16 protein-coding genes are annotated in these 20,325 nt (G+C 37.7%); 14 read left to right on the top strand and 2 right to left on the bottom strand.

All coding sequences use genetic code 11. From position 1 onward, the window contains the following. Positions 1-7: 7 nt before the first annotated feature. The 4 genes from TEPIDINF_RS10375 to TEPIDINF_RS10360 all read left to right on the top strand — a co-directional run bounded on the left by TEPIDINF_RS10375 (position 8) and on the right by TEPIDINF_RS10360 (position 3,833). Positions 8-775, top strand: coding sequence for an energy-coupling factor transporter transmembrane component T family protein (locus TEPIDINF_RS10375; RefSeq protein ID WP_068726387.1), 768 nt, complete (start codon positions 8-10; stop codon positions 773-775). Next, the gene (locus TEPIDINF_RS10370) at positions 772-1,614 is read left to right on the top strand and encodes an energy-coupling factor ABC transporter ATP-binding protein (RefSeq protein ID WP_068726385.1); all 843 of its coding nucleotides are present in this window, start codon (positions 772-774) and stop codon (positions 1,612-1,614) included. The genes TEPIDINF_RS10375 and TEPIDINF_RS10370 overlap by 4 nt, the downstream gene beginning before the upstream one ends. Beyond that, positions 1,611-2,450: an energy-coupling factor ABC transporter ATP-binding protein gene (locus TEPIDINF_RS10365; RefSeq protein WP_421691943.1), complete on the top strand. Its 840-nt coding sequence runs from the start codon at positions 1,611-1,613 to the stop codon at positions 2,448-2,450. The genes TEPIDINF_RS10370 and TEPIDINF_RS10365 overlap by 4 nt, the downstream gene beginning before the upstream one ends. 480 nt (positions 2,451-2,930) lie before the next feature. Further along, positions 2,931-3,833 (top strand): NAD-dependent epimerase/dehydratase family protein, encoded by a 903-nt coding sequence (locus tag TEPIDINF_RS10360; RefSeq protein ID WP_068726382.1) that lies wholly within the window; start codon positions 2,931-2,933, stop codon positions 3,831-3,833. A gap of 181 nt (positions 3,834-4,014) precedes the next feature. Here TEPIDINF_RS10360 and TEPIDINF_RS10355 read toward each other — a convergent pair whose 3' ends face one another. After that, the gene (locus TEPIDINF_RS10355) at positions 4,015-4,839 is read right to left on the bottom strand and encodes a hypothetical protein (RefSeq protein ID WP_068726380.1); all 825 of its coding nucleotides are present in this window, start codon (positions 4,837-4,839) and stop codon (positions 4,015-4,017) included. Positions 4,840-4,977: 138 nt separating this feature from the next. Here TEPIDINF_RS10355 and TEPIDINF_RS10350 point away from each other — a divergent pair, with 138 nt between their 5' ends. The 9 genes from TEPIDINF_RS10350 to TEPIDINF_RS10310 all read left to right on the top strand — a co-directional run bounded on the left by TEPIDINF_RS10350 (position 4,978) and on the right by TEPIDINF_RS10310 (position 15,838). Further along, positions 4,978-6,069, top strand: coding sequence for an MraY family glycosyltransferase (locus TEPIDINF_RS10350; protein WP_421691942.1), 1,092 nt, complete (start codon positions 4,978-4,980; stop codon positions 6,067-6,069). Positions 6,070-6,088: 19 nt separating this feature from the next. Next, on the top strand, positions 6,089-7,099 hold the full coding sequence (locus TEPIDINF_RS10345; protein WP_421691941.1) for an LCP family protein: 1,011 nt from the start codon (positions 6,089-6,091) through the stop codon (positions 7,097-7,099). 133 nt (positions 7,100-7,232) lie between these two features. Continuing rightward, on the top strand, positions 7,233-8,462 hold the full coding sequence (locus tag TEPIDINF_RS10340; protein ID WP_421691940.1) for a glycosyltransferase: 1,230 nt from the start codon (positions 7,233-7,235) through the stop codon (positions 8,460-8,462). Next, complete coding sequence (murJ, locus tag TEPIDINF_RS10335) at positions 8,449-10,002, top strand: murein biosynthesis integral membrane protein MurJ (protein ID WP_421691939.1); 1,554 nt, start codon at positions 8,449-8,451, stop codon at positions 10,000-10,002. The genes TEPIDINF_RS10340 and murJ overlap by 14 nt, the downstream gene beginning before the upstream one ends. Positions 10,003-10,025: 23 nt before the next feature. Further along, positions 10,026-11,240 carry an O-antigen ligase family protein gene (locus TEPIDINF_RS10330; protein ID WP_421691938.1) on the top strand — a complete coding sequence of 405 codons (1,215 nt, stop codon included), beginning with the start codon at positions 10,026-10,028 and terminating at the stop codon, positions 11,238-11,240. 157 nt (positions 11,241-11,397) lie between these two features. Further along, a complete protein-coding gene (locus tag TEPIDINF_RS10325) occupies positions 11,398-12,543 on the top strand; it encodes a glycosyltransferase family 4 protein (RefSeq protein ID WP_421691937.1) in 1,146 nt (381 codons plus the stop codon). Then, a complete protein-coding gene (gene csaB / locus TEPIDINF_RS10320; protein WP_421691936.1) occupies positions 12,540-13,649 on the top strand; it encodes a polysaccharide pyruvyl transferase CsaB in 1,110 nt (369 codons plus the stop codon). Before TEPIDINF_RS10325 ends, csaB begins: the two co-directional genes overlap by 4 nt. A 97-nt stretch (positions 13,650-13,746) precedes the next feature. Next, positions 13,747-15,051: a nucleotide sugar dehydrogenase gene (locus TEPIDINF_RS10315; RefSeq protein WP_421691935.1), complete on the top strand. Its 1,305-nt coding sequence runs from the start codon at positions 13,747-13,749 to the stop codon at positions 15,049-15,051. 46 nt (positions 15,052-15,097) lie between these two features. Beyond that, positions 15,098-15,838: a WecB/TagA/CpsF family glycosyltransferase gene (locus tag TEPIDINF_RS10310; RefSeq protein ID WP_421691934.1), complete on the top strand. Its 741-nt coding sequence runs from the start codon at positions 15,098-15,100 to the stop codon at positions 15,836-15,838. Between the two features lie 138 nt (positions 15,839-15,976). Here TEPIDINF_RS10310 and TEPIDINF_RS10305 read toward each other — a convergent pair whose 3' ends face one another. Then, on the bottom strand, positions 15,977-16,651 hold the full coding sequence (locus TEPIDINF_RS10305) for a YigZ family protein (protein WP_421691933.1): 675 nt from the start codon (positions 16,649-16,651) through the stop codon (positions 15,977-15,979). Positions 16,652-17,032: 381 nt separating this feature from the next. Between TEPIDINF_RS10305 and TEPIDINF_RS10300 the strand changes: the two genes are divergently transcribed. After that, a complete protein-coding gene (locus TEPIDINF_RS10300; protein WP_421691932.1) occupies positions 17,033-20,011 on the top strand; it encodes an S-layer homology domain-containing protein in 2,979 nt (992 codons plus the stop codon). The last annotated feature ends 314 nt before the right edge of the window (positions 20,012-20,325 follow it).

The raw sequence follows: 20,325 nt of genomic DNA, 5'->3' as shown, positions 1-20,325 counted from the left end.
GATATAGATGAGCTCGATGACCCTGTACGTAGAAAAAGATTCAGTCATACACAAAGTAGCTCCGCTTACGAAAGTCCTGTATGTGATGGTGAGTATCGCCATCACATACATTATTCCAGAACTTGAATTTGTTCTATCCGTTGCGATGACAAGTTTACTTATTCTTATCTTAGGAAAAGTGTTTCGAAAAATTTTGCCGGCCTTAGGACTTAGTATGATCTTAATTATCTCAATTATCGTTGTCCAAGGTTTTTTCCATCCTGAAAACCAAACCGTTCTATTTTCAATCGGTGCTGTAACCTTTTTTAAGGAAGGATTAAGCATTGCAGCACTCATCACGTTACGTGTGATGAATATGATTATGTCATTTGGGATCTTAATTCTGACAACCAAGCATGATGAAATGGTAGAAGACATGATCAAAAAGGGACTCTCTCCTAAAATCGGGTATGTCTTTTTATCTGTTTTACAACTGATCCCCCAAATGCGTGGAACAATGGAAAAAATAACCGATGCCCAACGTTCAAGAGGAATGGAAACAGAAGGGAATCTACTCGTGCGTATGAAAGCATTTTTCCCGCTTATTGGACCCGTTGTACTCAATTCCTTAAACAGTACGCGTGAACGGGCCATAGCACTTGAAGTGAGAGGCTTTAATACAGGAATCAAAAAGACCTTTTTAAACGAAACGAAAAAGTATAGTTATCAAAAAACAATTCAGGTTATATTATGGACAGCTCTTATCGCTGCTATCGTTTGGAGGATCTTATCATGAGCATCATTCAAGTAGAAGGATTAAAATATAAATATCCTGACACCGATCACCTTGCATTGGATGATATCACTTTTCAAGTCAAACAGGGAGAATTTATTGGTTTAATTGGCAGAAATACAGCAGGGAAATCATCTCTTTGCTTTGCACTTTCTGGCCTTGTTCCTCACTTTTTTAAAGGGGCATACGGGGGAAATGTTATCGTAAATGGACTAGAAGTCAAGCTGCATGAAGTAGGAGAAATTGCTGCTCATGTAGGACTTGTGTTTGAAAATCCTTTTTCTCAAATGACGGGATCAAAATATACCGTTTTTGAAGAAATCGCTTTTGGATTGGAAAATATAGGAATAGAAAGAGATGTTATCTTAGATAGAATTGAGGAAAGTCTTGAATTACTGGATATTTCCGCTATTAAAGACAAAAATCCTTTTGATCTATCTGGAGGACAAATGCAAAGAGTAGCTATTGCCAGTGTCATTGCGATGAAACCAAACATTCTCATTCTCGATGAACCGACATCACAATTAGATCCACAAGGGTCTGATGAAGTGTTTAAAGTGGTGGAAAACCTTACGAAAGAAGGAATTACCATCATTATGGCAGAGCATAAGATTGAGAAGATGGCACAATATGCAGATCGAATTTTATTGATGAATGATGGAAAATTAATCGATTTTGATATTCCAGCTAAGGTGTTCTCCCGTGATGATTTAGAGGCCCATGGAATCGTCGCCCCAGCTGTTACTAGGATTAGTAGGGCTCTAGGGATTAAAAATAAACAAACAGGTCATTATCCCATTACGATTCAAGAACTCTATCATGAAATTGGTGATAAACTATGAAATCACTAGAAATTAAGAATCTTCATTTTTCCTATACACCTGAAAATGAGGTTTTAAAAGGAATCAATTTACATCTAGGTAGCGAACCTACAGCAATCATTGGACAAAATGGTGCTGGAAAGTCTACTTTTGTAAAATTGCTCAAAGGCTTATTAAAACCTACAGAAGGTGAAATCATTTTTGACGGGAGAAATACGAAGGACTATACAGTGGCTAGTCTTGCAAAACATATCGGTTTAGTATTCCAAAATCCAAATGATCAAATTTTTAAGAACACGGTCATTAGTGAAGTGATGTTTGGCCCCTTAAATATTGGACAGGATGAACTGCAAGCAAAAAATAATGCTTTTCAAGCCCTTAAAAAGGTTCATCTAGAACAATACATAGAAACGAATCCTTATGATTTAAGCTTATCTGAGAGAAAAATGATTACCATTGCATCCATACTCGCAATGGACACGGATGTAGTCATATTCGATGAACCCACTATGGGGCAAGATCATGCAGGAAAACAAATATTAAAAAAAATCATTCGAGAACTTCATGAGCAAGGAAAGATCGTCCTATGTATTCTTCATGACATGGATTTTGCCGCGGAAATTTTTGAACGGATCATTGTCTTCAACCAAGGAAACGTACTCATGGATGGATCAAGTAAAGATATTTTTGCCCAAAAAGAAAAACTCCAAAAAGCACACTTAGAACAACCATCTGTTACTCAAATTGCCCATGAACTCGGGTTAGAAGGAAGCTATATCACTGACGAGGAAGTGATTAGTGTGCTGAAAGAACGGATAGGGAAAAAAGAGACTGGAGGGTCAGACAGCAATCCCTGACAATCAGATTTCAGATCCTTTTCCTGCTGAGCTTATAAATGGAACTGGAAGAAATCGATTTAAGTGAAGAAGAAAAACGCCAACTAAAGAATAACTTAGAATTTGTGTCGTGGGAGGAGTATATATTCTGACGATTGACAACCGTGGTGACGTATATAAATAATCACTAAGATTTAAAGACCTGCAGGTAGCAGGTCTTTTTATGCTTTCAATTTGAATCCAGACCAGCGGCTATCACTATATCCGGTTAAAGATTGGTGGTATTCATCGCTCATTGCCCAAGCCCCCTTTTCTTTAAGCCTTCTTTATTCTTCTAAGTTATATGAAAAATTGGAGCAGGAAGAAACAAAAGTTTGGCATTTTGGTATCCTTTTTTCTTTTTGTTAAAACCTAATGACGTATAACAAAATCGGATGTAAAATAGAGAAGAATTTGAAACTTTATCTGCATAAGACACGTCTAATTTATTGAGGTGAAGTCATGAAAGTATTAGTAACAGGTGGAGCCGGGTTTGTCGGTTCCCATATTGTAGATTTATTGATTGAACAACAACATGAAGTGAGTATTGTAGATAATTTGACGTCTGGGAAAAAGGAAAACCTTAACCCCAAGGCTCGTTTTTATCAAGTAGATATTCGTTCACATGAACTAGATCAGGTATTTGAACAAGAAAAACCAGAGATCATTTATCATCTGGCGGCACAATCGGTGGTTCCCCCATCGATCAAGGATCCACTATATGATGAGTCGGTGAATGTGGCAGGAACGCTTCACATTTTAGATTTAATGAAGAAGGTGGGCTCTAAGAAAATCATCTATTCTTCCTCAGCGGCCATCTATGGGAATCCCGTGTCATTACCCATTAACGAGGAGCATCCGATTCAACCCGTTTCCCCTTATGGATTATCCAAGTGGATTGCAGAGCAATATATCATGCTTTACCATCGCATGTATGGCATCGATTATACGATTTTACGTTATGCTAATATCTATGGCCCACGACAAACACCAGAAGGAGAGGGTGGAGTGGTTTCTATCTTTGTTGATAAGTTGAAAAAGGGAGAAACGCTTACGATCAATGGCGATGGAAGGCACACAAGGGATTATATCTATGTTGGCGATGTTGCCAAAGCCAATCTTGCAGCGATGACAGAAGGTAGTCAAGCGATCGTCAATATTAGCATGGGTAAAGAAACATCTTTATTAGAGCTTATTCAACAATTAGAAGCAGCCTTTGAAAAACAGGTAGAATTTGTTCATGGTCCTGAAAGAGAAGGAGATATTGTCTACAGTTGTTTAAATCCGACAAAAGCAGCTAAAGCCTTACATTGGCAAGCCAACACTTCCTTAGCCGAAGGACTTAAACAGACGATTCAAGGCTAACGATATCAATTTTGACAACAATGAATATGGTTACTGACACCAAAGAAAAAAAGAGCCAAGAATCAATATCTAGCTCTTCTTCTACATTGACTATTTAGATACTAGGATATGAATTATTCCATAAGTAGCGACTTTTGGAGTGTATCGACAACGGAGCGTGTTGGAATATACAAATCTGTATTTACTTGATCGCTTTCGCTCGCTCTAAAACATCCTGAGGAATAGCTGGTTCTTCCAGATCTTGATAATCTTCATTTTCACTAAAATAGGTGTCGATGTTATATTCAAACACTTCACCGGTTTCAAGGTTTTCGATTTTGTAGATCGAATAGACTCTTCTTGGTAATAAGGAATCAGGGTAAGCTAACATTTTGATCGTTCCTTCTTTAAAACGCATTGGGAAGGAAAGGTTATCTGATTCTAAAATCGTTGGAAATGTCCTTGATAAATAATTCGGATCGACTGAGAAAAAGAAGACGACGAATTTACCACGGTTTTCTGATTTATAGTGTTTGGCATAACGATTTAACAATTCCGCATTCAACGGCAATAATTCTAACAATTGAAACGAATCTTTTGATTGAGAAGTCCAAAGGCCTGTTTCTCGATTTTGGGTGAGATAAAGCCCGTTTTTAAAAAAGGTCTCTTGTATCGGGAGTAAAATCATATTTCCCTTTGGATCTTGGGATAAAGAGGTCTTTTCCTCTACTTCTTCTTTGTCTTGCTGATCTATATTTGTAAATTGTAAGACATTACGGAAGTTTAGATATTTACTCCAGGCATCATAGGTTCCTTCCCGCTTCATCTGCCATTGTTCGGTAATTTGGCCATTGTTATATTGATTCACTGCAAAACCAGATTTAAAGTTCACTACATGAGTATGATTGATTTTGTCTATGACTGAATCATATAACTGATTCATTGGGTGTTCTGTTCGAATGGCCATTCCAATATAAAGAGAGAGAATAACTGCGGCAATCGAAGAAAGAAGCCAAATTTTTTTCATTATGTATGTTCCTTTCTGCTCGTATTTACAATTTCAAGAAAAATAGCTCTTGTCTTGTGTACGATTTTTATAATACAATCAAGTTTGGATTAAATCTAGTGTTTTTTAAAAAAAGAAAGATAAAGAAGGGGATCAATCATGACTTGGTTCTTCATTTTTGGAGTTCCGTTAGTATTGTCCATACTATTGACACCGATTATAAAAAAAATAGCGATAAAAATAGGTGCAGTTGACCATCCAAATGCAAGAAAGGTGCATACAAAGGTGATGCCTCGAATGGGTGGGGTAGCCATCTTTCTAGCAACGACAATTGGCTTAATTCTTTTTGCACATGAAACCGAGGAACCGTTGTTATGGATACTTTTAGGTAGTCTTGTGATCGTGATCACAGGAATCATCGATGATATTAAGCCTTTGTCTGCAAAAACGAAATTAGTCTTTCAAATCATCGCTGCAGCGATTGTTGTATCTGGTGGGGTAAAAATTCAATTTATTACTGTTCCAGTCTTTTATAAAATCATCTATTTAGGTGAATGGAGCTGGTTGGTCTCTATCCTTTGGATTGTGGGTATCACCAATGCCTTAAATCTGATTGATGGATTAGACGGATTAGCTGCAGGTGTTTCTTCCATTGCTTTATCAACAATATTTATTATGTCTTTAATAATGGGAAATACTATGGTTGCAATCATCACATTAGTCTTATTAGGTGCTACCATCGGTTTCTTATTCTTTAACTTTTATCCGGCGCAAATTTTCATGGGAGACTCCGGTTCATTATATCTGGGATTTTTCCTTTCGACCTTGTCGATTTTAGGTTTTAAAAACATTACCGTCGTTTCTTACTTGATTCCGATTGTCATTTTAGGAGTGCCGATCTTTGATACGATCTTTGCGATCATTCGTCGTTTCCGTTTAAAATTACCAATCACGGCACCAGATAAAAAACACCTTCATCATTGTTTAATCGATATGGGTTTTTCCCATCGTAAAACAGTGCTGATTATTTATGGAATCAATATTTTGTTTAGTTTGGCAGCCATCTTTTTATCGCAAACCACGGTATGGATCGGGATTATTGTGATGACCATTCTTATCCTTTTTGTCTTAATTGGAGTGGAATGGACAGGAATCCTTGGTGAAACAAAAAAACCAGTAACCCGTTTTATTGTAGGAGTGGGTAGTTGGTTATTTGGGATTGCAGTGAATAAGCCTCATATCCGAGGTTAATGCGTAAAGGATGAATTAGATGATTAATCACTTAAAGAGAACAGACAGATGGAATCAAAGAAAAGAAAACAAAAATAAGTGGAAAAAGGGAATAAAGATTTCCCTTCTTTCTTTTTTAGTTTTATCCCTTTTATTAGGGGGATATCTTTTTTATACATTTAATCAATTTGGTTCAAGCATCTTTCGTAATGCACAAGGGGAGAAACCAGAACAAACACTGGAAAATGATTTTGGGATTTCTGATCTTTTTACCAATACCTTTGATCGACCGCTGAATGTACTTGTATTAGGGGTAGATGCCAGAGAAGATCAGTCCTTTGAAGGGGCTAGGTCAGATACGATCATGGTGATGAGGATTGACCCAAAGACAAAGCAAGTAGCAACTGTTTCTTTTCCAAGGGATACTTATGTACGGATTCCTAAATACGGATACCAAAAAATTAACCACTCGATGGCTTATGGCGGGATTCCGTTATTAGAAGCAACGATTGAAGAAAACTTTGGGATCACGATTGACAACTATATTGCGATAGATTTTGTTGCATTTACAGAAATTGTTGATGCCTTAGGAGGCTTAGAAGTTTATACGCCATCTAGTATGTACTATATTGCCAGTGATATTCAAGTAGAGTTAACTCCTGGCTATCACCATCTGAATGGCGAGGAATTATTAGGCTATGTTCGTTATCGTCATGATGCAGAAGGGGATTTTGGCCGAATTAAGAGGCAACAGTATGTAATTCGAGCTTTAGCAGAAAAAGCTGTCAGTGCAAAAACGATTCTGAAGGCACCAAAGCTTTTAGATATTTTAGGTGAACATATCAGTACTGATTTATCTAAACAGGACTTATTCTCGATTATGAAAACGTATCATAGTTTTTCCAAAAAGGATTGGCATCCAATGACCTTAAGTGGAACGTCAGGGAGATCTTCACGGGACAATCTCTGGTATTATTACTATGACGAGGAAGACAAACAAAAGGTTCTGGAACATTTAGATAAATATAGCAGTGTAAAACAATTTGAGTAATCTCGTTAAATAATGTTGTAGATTCTTCTTTCCCTTTGGGAAAGATTTTTCTATAACCACAGATAAGAATCTTGTGGTTTGTATAAATAACGAGCGCGTTAGAATATACAAACTTAACGAAAGGGGTAAGAGGATGGAAAAAATCATGCTTGCCATCTCAGCAGGGGAATGGGAAGGAATTCAACACCGTCCCCACCATTTCATGAGAAGAAGTGCAAAGACTGGGTGGACAGTGATTTATCTAGAACCACCTGCAACATTGATTGCACCATTGAAAAATAAACAGATGTTAAATCGTTGGAGGAATTGGTTAAAAGGATTACGCCATGTAGAAGATGGAGTCTATTTGTTGGCACCACCTCCTACCTTACCCTTTGGCAATAAAATTCGTGTGATTAACAAAATCAATCAATGGTGGATAGCGAAAACGATCAAACGGGCATTGAAAACAAAATTTTCCGATGGTAATCAAGAACCTATTCAAATCGATTTGTATGCTTTTTTACCAAATGCAGTAGACCTTCTCCCTTATTTTAATTTCCGTAAAGTCATATATGATTGTGTCGATGATCATGGTGCTTTTACAGGGTTAATCAATGCAGACCTTGTCTACCAAATGGAAAAGGAATTAATGGGACAAGCAGATCTTTCTTTTGCCACTGCAAAACAATTGATGGAAGATCGCAAAGATTGGAGCAAACATTTTTACTTGATTCCAAATGGAGCAGAATATGAGCATTTTGCTAGAGAAGGCAAAGCAAAAGGAGAAGGAAAAGGCACAGATGCTGGCATAGTCGAAATTCCAGAAGTGTTACAGCAAGTCCCTCATCCGATCGTTGGCTTTGTCGGAGGAATTAGTGACTGGATCGATATTCCCCTTGTAACAAGAGTAGCAAAGCAAATGCCTGAGGTTTCTTTTGTCTTTATTGGTCCTGTTGCAACTAATGTGGATGAATTAAAACAATTGCCTAATGTGACGATGCTAGGTGCAAAACCTTATCAGCAGCTGCCTGAATATATTGCTCATTTTGATACTTGTTTGATTCCGTTTAAGATTAACAAACTTACAGAAAGCGTCAATCCAATTAAACTATTTGAATACTTATCTGCAGGAAAACCAGTGGTTTCTACACCTTTACCAGAGGTTGTTGCCTATCAAGAGGTGGTAGAGATTGCCGGAAATGAAGAGGAAATGATCGAAGCGATTCGCCGAACCATTCAACCCAGTGAAAAAGAAAAGCAAAGAATCGAAAAAAGACAAGAGGTTGGCAAAGCCAATTCCTGGGATGCTAGATGGCAACAAGCGGTTAAATATATTGAAGAGGGACAAGCTGAGGAGAACAGAACATATGTCACAAGCTAAGAAGATACTAGGTGCAACAATTCTTTTAATGGGCGTTACCTTTTTAAGTAAAATCATTGGCTTTTTACGAGAAGTATTTATTGCTGCAGAGTTTGGGACAAGCCACCAAGCAGATATTTTTGTAGCGGTATCGACGATTCCCAATTTGCTATTAACCATTACTGGTGGAGCTTTATCTGCCGCTTTAATTCCCTTGATTATTCGCTTAAGGAACCAAAAAGAAACCTTACGTTTGAAACAACTGGTTAGTAGTACATTTACCTTAACAAGTCTTGTAATGATCGGACTTGCTTCCTTGCTTTTCCTCTTTGTTGAGGAGTTTGCAGGGGTTTATGTAATGGGGTTTGGTGAAGAAGCAAGAAATCTAACGGTTGAAATGATCCAAATCATTATCCCAGCACTGATTGCGATTGGCTTAATCAGTTTGTTTTCATCGATCCTAAATGCCTATCAGCACTTTCTCATTCCTAGTCTTGGGCCGATTTTTTATAGCACAGGGGTGATTATTGCTACTGTATTTTTTGCCAAGTCCTATGGGGTCAAAAGCTTAATTATTGGGATGGCGATCGGGATTGGTTTGCAGTTAATTCTAGCACTTTTTGTTACGATCAAGAAGGGGATTTCCTTTCAACCAAGAATATGGTGGAATGAAGATATTAAGCAAGTGGGGAAGCTAATTCTTCCTATTTTTATTGGTATTGGTGCCTTTCAATTAAATACGATTGCCGATCGAATGTTGGCATCTACCTTACCAGAAGGAAGTCTAGCCGCATTAAACTATGCCAATCGGGTGACACAGCTACCACTTAGTTTATTTGTTGGTTCGATGGTTTTGCCTTTGTTTCCTATGATTGCAGATAAGATCTCCAAGCAGGATATCGAAGGGACAAAGGAATTATTATCACGGAGCTATCATCTATTAGCCATTCTACTATTGCCTGTGATTGGTGTTTTTGTGGCTTTAGCAGAACCGATTATCTCGATCTTGTTTCAAAGGGGACAATTTGATGCAGATGCTGCTCAATTAACAGCAATCGCCTTGGCTGCCTATTCCTTTACGATCCTGCCATTTGCTATGCGTGATGTGATCACAAGGGCCTTATATTCATTGCAAGATACTTGGACACCTGTGATTAATAGTGTTATATTAGTAGCGATCAATGTAGCGTTAATGGTGATCTTTGTGCCAAGATTAGGGATGATCGCTGTTGCTGGTTCAACTTCCATTTCCTCGATTATTGCTTACATTCGTTTAAGACGTAAGCTAGTGAAAAAGATTGGAACATTAGACGTCACACAAGAGAGGAAAATTTGGTGGAAAATCTGGCGCAACGCTTTGATTTTTACCGCTATCACTTGGGGGAGTTATCAAGGGCTTCTCTTGATTTGGTCAAAGCCGATGGGTATAGAGCTTTGGCTTCGTACCTTTGTAAGTCTAGCCATTGGCGGTTTGCTGTATATTTTCCTTACATTTAAAATGGATACTCCGGAAGTAGACTGGTTAAAAACACGTGCTAAGAAATTACTGCGTAAGAATTAAAGAAAGGCGTGAAAACCGATATCATGAAGAACTTACATCGTTTGTTATGGATTCTCGCAATCTACCCTTGGTTAGATTTCGGGATACGATTGGGTCTACCCTCGTTTATTGGAAGTGTATGGGATGATCTTTTCTTACTATTAATCATCGTTGCAGTATGGTTTGAAAAACGAAATGAACCAAGATATGTAGCGATTCCAAAATATGTTCAATGGCCTTTTTATACCTTTTTATTCTTTTCTATCGGATCGATAATTGTCAATGTGGTTCCGCTATCTGTAAGTATTGATGCGGGTAGAGTGATCTTTGAGCCTATGCTATTTGCTCTACTTACCTTATATACCTTAGATGATGAAGAAATGATCGACCGTTTTATTCAGATTTTAGTGATTAGTACGGTATTGATTGCGATTGCTGGTATCATCCAATATATTTTTAAAATTGAGAGCGTACGTTGGGAACATAAAAAAGATGCGGAACAGTTTCGTATAGTATCCATCTTTAGCAATCCCAATGCCTTAGCTGGGTATTTTAATATGATTCTTTCCTTTACCTTGGCATCCTTCTTATTTTTAAAGGATAAGAAACAGAAAATCTTTTACTTTCTAGCTACGATTCCAATTTTAATTGCTTTACTCCTTACTTTTTCAAGAAGTGCTTGGATTGCTTTCTTTGTGATGGCTATATTCTTTGTTTTTAGATGGAACAAGTGGTGGTTACTTGCCTTACCTGTGGTAGGAGCGATCACACCTTTTGTCATGCCAGAGAGTGTCATCAATCGTTTTGCGAAATTATTTGACCCTACTTATTATCAGATGAGCAGTGAATATGGACGGATAGCGTTTTGGATGGCTGCCTTTGAAAAAATAAAAGAAAACCCTATTTTTGGTGTGGGGTTAGGGATGTTTGGCGATTCTGTTCCCCAAAGGCATAATATTCCATTTGCCACTTGGGTAGATAATCATTATATTAAACTTGGAGCAGAAATGGGGATTCTGGGCGCAATTGCCTTTATCGCTTTAATTCTTAGCATTATGCTCGTTGCTCATATCATGTATGGCAAGGCAACAGAAGTGAAACAAAAGGTGTATTTGATGGGGATTGCTGGTGCCATCATGACCATGGCGATCGAAAACGTAACGGCAAGCATCTTAGAGGCATTAACCGATGCCGTTTACTTCTATGCCTTTATCGGAATGCTCTTCGCCCTACATTGGAATTTAAGAAAGAAAGTGTAAACTTTCTTTCATATTGTTGCTGGGATTTGTATATTCCATAAGCAGTGACTTTCAGGAATGCCTTTCTCACCTATTCTTTTAATCAGAGAAAGGCATGGATGACGGAACGCGTTGGAATATACAAATGCATTAATCTAAGGAAAGGTAAGTGTAATCTATGAAAATCATGCAAGTGATTGGTGGTGGGGAAAAAGGGGGCTCCCGAAACCACATCATTACCCTTTCAAAAGAATTACGTAAAAAGGGAATCCAAGTGGAAATCGTTTGTTTTATTGATGATGTGGTTGCAGAATCAGCACGAGCCCATTCGATTCCAGTCACCATTTTCCCGATGAAGCATATCTTAGATTTGCGTGCCATCCAACAGCTTCATGAATATATCAAGAAGAAAAAACCACATATCGTGCATACCCATGGGGTTCGGGCTAATTTTATTGGTCGATTAGCAACGCGAATGACAGGAATACCGGTACTTACGACCATCCATAGCTCGATTTATCATGATTATGCTCATCCATTAAAGAAGCTTTTTTATCATCGGATTGAAAAATTGACAAGGTCTTTTACCAAGAAGTTCATCGCTGTTGCAGGCTCTTTAAAAAAAGAGTTAGAACAAGATGGGATACGCCCTGAAAAAATCAATGTGGTATACAATGGATTATCCCCAGATTTTCCAATCGGCACAAAACCAGAGCCTTTTTTAAGGAAAGAACTTGGTCTTAAAGAGGATATTCCGATCTTAATGACCATTGGCCGTTTGGAAAGGGTTAAAAATCAGACGATGCTATTACAGGTTTTTGCCCTGTTAAAGCAAAATGGCATCCCTTTTCATGGTGTGATCGTTGGCGATGGGCCACTACATGCTGAACTAAAAGAAATGGCTCATTCACTAAATATTGAACAACAGGTTAGCTTTCTTGGCTTTCGCAAAGATATTTACCCTTTATTGTCAGAAGCAGATTTGTTCTTATTAACTTCCAATATGGAGGGTTTACCGATTACATTGCTAGAATCGATGGCATCTCATACTCCTGTCGTTGTAACTGATGTAGGAGGCATGTCAGAAGTGATTCAACTAGCGAGAAATGGTTTTTATGTGCCAAGTGGAGATATTGAACAATTTGCAGCTCGAATTCAGGAGATTTTGGTCCAACCTGAATTAAAACAAAAGCTTGCAGAAAATGGTTATCAAACATTATTAAAACATTTTACTGCCGAACAATTTATTAAGAATACAATCGAAGTATATAAAGAAGTACAAGTTGGAAAAAAATCAGCGAGAAAAAAAGAGGTGGGATCATGAGGAAAGGTGTTACGATCGCAGGTTATTATGGGGCGAACAATACAGGAGATGAGGCGATTCTCACCGGCATGATTCATGCCCTCAAACAGCAAGGAATGACAGATATTACTGTTCTTAGCCGTGATCCAGAACAAACCAAACAGATTCATGGGGTGAATAGCCTCTATATTGGTCGTCGTTTTGACGGCTTAGGTGCCATCTATCGGCAACTTCGCAAAAGCCAACTTTTTATCCTTGGTGGTGGTGGTTTACTACAAGACTATTCTAGTCGAGTCGTCCCTTATTGGTTAAGCCGAGTGATGATTGCTTTATTAGCAGGCACGCCTGTGATGTACTATGCCCAAGGAATTGGACCATTACGAACAAGTAAAGCACAACGATTAGTTCGTTGGATCTCCAATCGTGTGGAATGGATTACGGTTCGTGATCAACCCTCATTAGCGTTATTAAAGGAAGTTGGTGTAAATCGTCCACCTACAGAAGTAACAGCAGATCCTGCTTTAGGGATTCAGATTGAATCAGATGGATTAGCACTACTCAAGCAGGCAGAGATTCCAATCAATCAGGAAAAGATCAAGCTAGGCATCTCCTTACGTTCCTGGGATGGAGACCATCAATATATCCCAACTCTTGTTCGTTCCTTAAAACAGTTGCAAGAAGAGTATGATGTGCAGATCATCTTTTTTCCTTTTCAATTTGGCGAAGATGAAAGGATTAGTCAACAGATCTTAAATGAACTAGGAAGTGAAGAAGCCTATCTTGTAAAAGGCACCTATACCCCAGAACAAATGGCAGCGATGTTAAAGGAAATGGATGGCGTCATCGCCATGCGTTTACATGCCATTATCTTAAGTGCCATATCTCATGTTCCTTCCTTTGGCCTTGTTTATGATCCAAAGGTCTTTCGGTTTATGGAGAGAGCAAAGATCGACCAATACAGCTGGCCGATCGAAAGAATCAAGGAAAAGGAACAAGATTTTACTCAGCGATTGAAAGACTGGATGGCTAATCGCCATGAGATTAGCGAACAGATGAAACGACCTGTTGAAGAAATGAAAAAAATCGCTTTAACCAATGCTGAGATTGCGAAACAGTTGCTTAAATAATGTTTAAAAATAGAGTTTAAATTACTTATCATTTTGGGTTTGTATATACAAACTTATATCATGTAGTACTTATAAATGAGTAAAGAAGGGAATATTCATGGAAAGAAAAAAAATTACAGTGATTGGCTTAGGTTTTGTAGGGTTACCCTTATCTTTAAGCTTTGCCATGCGTGGCTATGATGTGATTGGCTTAGATGTAAATCAATCCTTAATTGAAGATTTGAATAACGGGGTGACTTATCACTTAGAACAATATAACGGAAAACCCATCCAAGACATCTTGAAGGATGCATTAACTGTAGGTACATTTAAAGCAACAACAGACTATAACGATGCCTTTGCAGAATCTTATGCTTATATTGTGACCGTAGGCCTTCCTGTAAAAGAAGGCATGCCTGTATATGATTATTTTGAATCAGCTATGATGGACCTTGGTAAAGGCTTAAAACAAGGTGATGTCGTCATTATTCGTAGCACCGTTGTACCTGGAACAACAGAAGAAATTGCCAAACCTATTTTAGAAAAACAAAGTGGACTAATTGCTGGTAAAGATTTTTACCTTGCCTATGCTTCAGAGCGTATTGCGGAAGGTAAAGCTTTTGAAGAATTTGAAAACATGCCAACTGTAGTGGCTGGAATCACGCCAGAAAGTGCGGAAAAAGCAAAAGAGGTCTTACGCCTCATCTCTAAAGCAGAAATCCACATCGCTTCTGATATGAAAATCGTTGAAGCAGCAAAAGTGTTTGAGAACGTATCTCGTGATGTTAATATAGCCATGGCAAACCAATTTGCTCAATTCTGCCAAGCACTAGGTATCGATACCATGGAAACCTTCCGGATGGCCAATACCCATAAACGAGTCAATCTACTTATTCCTGGTCCAGGTGTAGGTGGCTACTGTTTACCAAATGCATACTATTATCTACGTCCTAAGAAAGAAGAATTAAATATTGATCTATCCTTGTTGCAAATGGCAAGAATGATCAATGATCAAGTCCCTCATCGAATTGTAGATATGCTAGAATACATGTTGGAGAAGCAAGGGAAAACCTTACAAGATGCAGAAGTGAGTGTCTTAGGCTTAGCAATGAAGGATTATTCTAACGACGATCGGATCAGCCCTGCTCATGATGTTTGCAAAATTCTAGTAGACAGAGGGGCAAATGTAAAAGCATTTGATCCTGCAACCCATTCCCATGTTTCCTATGCAGTCGATTCATTAGAACAATCCGTTGAACATGCCGATGCGTTGATTGTTTTAGCAAAACAAATGGAATTTGACAACCTTGATCTCAACTGGATCAAAGAAAAAATGGAACAACAACCGATCTTAATCGATACCAAGCATTTATTTGATAAAGCAACGGTCAAAGAATTAGGCTTTGATTATTTTGCAATTTAAAGCAATCTCATGTCTAAAAAGTAAGTGAACCTATAAGGGGATAACGATGGATACACAAGAATTGATGGAATTACGAAAGGTTAGAATTTTAGGCAAACCTGTCAATCTAGTAAATATGCAGCAAGCTGTTAATTATCTTCGAGAGCAAATGAAAAAAGGGAAGAAGCAATTTGTGATTGCTCAAAATCCTGAAAAGATCATGAAATCTTTGCAAGATGAAGAACTGTCATCGATTATTGAAAATAAAGCCACCCTATTGATTGCAGATGGTGTTGGATTAGTGGTAGCAGGGAAGATATTAGATTTACCCCCGATTCCTCGTGTCACAGGGGTTGGCTTGTTTGAAGAGATGGTGAAAGTGGCCGCTCAAGATGGGAAGAAGATCTTCCTTTATGGCGCTGCACCTGATGTTGTGCAAAAAGCAGGAGAAATCCTACAACAACGCTATCCTAATCTACAAGTCGTAGGTACTCAAGATGGCTATGAAAAGGATCATGAGAAGATTGTAAGGAAAATTCAACAAGCAGAACCAGACTATCTCTTTGTGGCCTTAGGTTCACCCCGTCAAGAGAAGTGGATTGCCAAGTATTTGGATCAACTTCCAGTTCAATACGTCATGGGCGTTGGCGGAACCTTTGACGTGCTCACAGGCAATGTTAAACGGGCACCAGTCTGGATGCAAAAGCTTGGCTTAGAATGGCTTCATCGTCTAATCAAACAGCCAACACGTGCCGGCCGGATGATGAACCTACCAAAGTTCTTGTGGAGGGTTATAAAGAGTAGATAAGATGGGATAGTGTTGATAAAGAAATGGGTTTGTATATTCCAACGCACTCCGTCGTCCGTGTATTTCTTCGAATAAATAATAAGGTAAGAAATACACTCCCAAAGGTCGTTGCTTATGGAATATACAAACCCCTCATTGTTACTCAATTTCCTCTTCTTCGTCCTCTTCTTCTCCATATAAATGATAAGCTTTATCTACATAAAGAGCTTCCCCTATGGTTAGGTTCGCTTGTCCATTAGTAAGATTCGTAACCATATTTACCAGCTGATCTTCTTCCCCATCAACCGCTAATAGCGTCATCATCACATTCTCAAGAAACTGTACATCATGTACAGTGATACCACGATTCTTCATCTCATTTTCCATTTTGCCATACCAAGTGTAATCGATCGTAACATGTACCTGTCGATAAAGAATTCTCTCGATCACCCCAGCAGCCAAAATACCTTCTTTTGCGGCCTTGCCATAGGCACGAATCAAACCACCAGCACCAAGCAGAATCCCGCCAAAATACCGGGTAACTACCACAACTGTATCTTTTAGACCCATCTTTTTTATTACTTCTAAGATAGGCTTTCCTGCTGTTCCACTAGGTTCCCCATCATCATTCGCTTTTTGAAATTGGTCATGCTCCCCAATCACATAAGCAGAACAATTATGAGTCGCATCCCAATGCTTCTTCTTAATCGACTCAATAAAAGCATTTGCCTCTTCTTCAGTTGTTGCATGTTTCACATAGCCAATAAATTCTGATTTGCGAATTATAATGGACTTTTCCCCGTAGTCATTGGTTGTTAAATATCGTTTTAACATATAGTACACCTCACATAGAGTATTGTAGCATAGGCAATAAGTTACTCAAAGTATAAGTACAAAAGAGAACTTAAAAAAATTTTAAAAAAGAGGTGAAACTTTTTTGCTAAATATACGTCTAATATGTTGTATAGGAAATTCATACCATATATTCAGCAAGTCAGACATAACAAAACCCATAATCGTGAAGTATAAAAGATAAACTATTTATGGAAACTTTACCCTTTACGAACTAGAAAACCCATTGTATAATCAATTAAGTAGTTTTTTAGCAGATTGTACCATTAATGATGTTAACAAGTTTCTACGGTTAAATTACCGTAGACATAAAATATATAAATAGAGATATATTGCTCAACTCAGGAGAGGGGGTGTCGGGACATGAGAGAACAGAGCTATAAAAGACTAAATAACTCTCAACCAAACAGAATTAGAGGAGGAGAAACAAAGGTTATGAGAAAACTATTAAACGCATTCTTAGTATTCGCACTTGTACTTACAATGGTTACACCTGCGTTTGCTGCTAATGCTAGTCTAACACCTGATGCCAAATTCCAAGCATTAAAAGATGCTGGAGTTATGGATGGATATGCTGATGGTACTGCTGGTCTTGACAAAACAATGACTCGTGCAGAACTAGCAAAAGTTTTAGTAAACACATTTGAATTAGCACCAGTTACTGGTAAAGTTGATTTATTTAAAGATGAGCCACAAGATCATTGGGCTTACACTCAAGGATACATCGGTGCAGTGGTTAAAGCTGGATTAATGCAAGGTGGTAAAAAGGCAGATGGGACTTACGGTTTTCGTCCTAACGATCAAGTAAGTCTGCAAGAACTTGCAATGGTATTGGTTCGTGCTTTAGATTTACCAGTAGATGAAAATGCTACTGTAGAAGGTAAGACTGCTTCTTGGGCAACTGCATCAGTAGCTGCTGCAGTTAAAGCGGGAGTATTAGCTGCTTTTGGTGATTTCACTGTAGATGCTAGTCGTGCTGACTTAGTAGTTGGTACTTACGCTACTTATGAAGCATACCAAGCTTCTAAACAACCTGCAATTGTTTCCGCAAGCGCAGTTGGTGCTAAAAAATTAGAAGTTAATTTTAACAAAGAAGTAGATACAACTAAGGCAATTGTAACTGTTGTTAAAGGTGCTGTGCCTGTAAGTATAGATAAAGTTGAATTCTCAGCAGATAAAAAATCTGTAGTCCTAACAACTACAACCAACTTAACCAAAGGTGATTATACAGTTAAAGTTGAAGGATTAACAGAGACTGCATTAACATCAACTGTATCAGTACAGGATGTTAAAGTATCTAAAATAAATATTACTTCTGACATTGCTCCTAGATTAGCAACAGATAACAAAAAAGCATTAGTAAGTTATGAAGTTTTAAACCAATATGGCGAGAAAATGACTGGCCAATCCATCAACTGGACAATTTCAACTGGTGAAGCTGTTGCTAATGAAGATACAATTAAAGGAACTTTTGTAATCACAGCAGCAGGAGGATTAGATTTCATTCCTGGAGCAACTGTGTATATTACAGGTGTTCACGCTGCAACTGGTACAGTTGTTAATGGGGAAGTAAAAATAGGTTTAGCAGCTCAAGCAGATTCTGTAGAATTTAAAGGTGTATATAATACTCTAACAAACAAATTAGAGGATTTACCAGCTGGATTCACAGACGGAAAATATGTACTATTATTTAGAGTGAAAGATCAATACGGAAATGTTATGTCCAATCCAGCACACTCTGATTTAGTATTTACATCTAACAACCCATTATTTGTAAGTTCAACAGGGTACGCTGAAACAACAGATGTTACTATTGATGATGTAACATATGAAGCAGTAACTTTAGTTGCTGGAACATCAGTAAATAAAGGTGGTTCTGTAACTATACAAGCAATTTCAAAAGTAACTGGAAAAGTATCCACTTACTCTATCGAAGCTCAAGCAGTAGCAGCTGTAAAAACATTTACACTTTCTGCTCCAAATAAGATTGTAGCTGAAGGTGAAAAAGTTGAAATCCCATTTACTGCTGTTGACCAATATGGAAATCCTGTGACTAAGTTTGCTGCTTTAGATGGTAAAGTTACATTAGCTACAGGTCTTAAATTTGAACAACAAAATGATGGAAGTGCAAAATTATACTATACAGCCCCTGCAGATGCCGGAGCTACAGATATTAATGATGCACCTGTATATTTAACATCATTAGTTGCAGAAAGTGGAAGCTTCTCTAGCTTAATGTTGAATGTTAAAGAAACAGCTAGACCTACTGCAATCGTAGGATTAGATGCTACAAAAGCAACAAAAGTTGCAAGTGGTAATAGTGTTGATATTCTTGGTAAAGATTTAATTATCCAAGACCAATACGGACGTACAATACAAGATGCTGATGTAGAAACATGGTTAAATGGTTCAGCAAATCAAATTGTTGTAACTTCTGAAAAACCAAGTACTGACAAGTCTCCATTTACTGTAGTATCAACTGTTTATGCTGAAGATTTAGCAACTCAAGTACTAAATGGTAGTACTGAAAAAATTACCGTAGCTGCAAAAACTGATGCTGGTTTAAATGCAACTGAAAAATTAGTGTTTGCATTATCAATAGATGGCGGTGTTACAACTTTAGCTTCAAGTGCTAAGTCTGTAACATTCACAAAAGTTGATCAATCCGCTTATGCAAGTTTTGAAGTAGCTGATTTAGGAACTATGTATAATGATGGAGATGCTAATAATACTGCAGACGCTAAGTATAACAAAACTGTAAATGTATATGGTGTAATGGCTGATGGTACAAAAGTATTATTACCTGCGGCTGATTATACTGTAACAACTGATGGTAAATTATCTGTTGCTGCAAATGTAGTTAGTGATGTGTATACTAACGGATATATAGCTAATGATTTCTTAGACAATACTTTAAATTATAAAGATGTTAAAGTAAATGTATTAGTAACTGTAAATGATGCTAATGGTGCGGCTGCTGCTATTCTTGAAAAAGAGTTATTAGTATCTAATATAACTCCAAAAGTAACTTCAGTTGCATTTGATAGCCTTAAAGTAACTGATGGAAAAGCAACAATCCATTCAGGTACAATTTCAGCTACTGACCTAGCTGCAGTAATTGATACAACTCTAGTAAAAGATCAATATGGTGTTGTTATAACTGAAACTCCAGTAATAACAATAACTAATCTATCAAAGGTAGACGGATCTCTTCTAACAGTTGCTAATAATGGTACTGTAGATACAGATATTACTGGAGCTAAAATGGGAGATAAGTTTACAGCAACATTTAAATATACTAGTGGAGTAACTGTATCTGTAGAATTTACTGTTGGTCTATAATCTTACTAAATAACAGAAAAATGTTAAAAAAAGACAGTCAGAAATGGCTGTCTTTTTTTAAAAGATAAGCGTACTATGTCAAATATTTTTTTCAAGTTTTATGGTAACTCAAACACGCCTACCGTAATTTCCTTTTTTTTACAAGTAGCAATTAACCAAGTTGTTATAAAACAGGTACCCTTTTCTTGATTCAGAAATGGGCATTCACTCGCTTCTTTAATCTGCATTGATGCATTCTGGCATTGAGTACAAATTAGAATTAACGTACTGATTCGCATTTACAGGACGAGTGGGATAAGGCTTATCTGCGAGGT

It is taken from the genome of Tepidibacillus infernus (genome assembly GCF_048898065.1).
Classification (GTDB): Bacteria; Bacillota; Bacilli; order Tepidibacillales; family Tepidibacillaceae; genus Tepidibacillus_B; species Tepidibacillus_B infernus.
The sequence above is the reverse complement of the archived record's forward strand: the minus strand, read 5'-3'. Positions and strand labels throughout refer to the sequence as shown.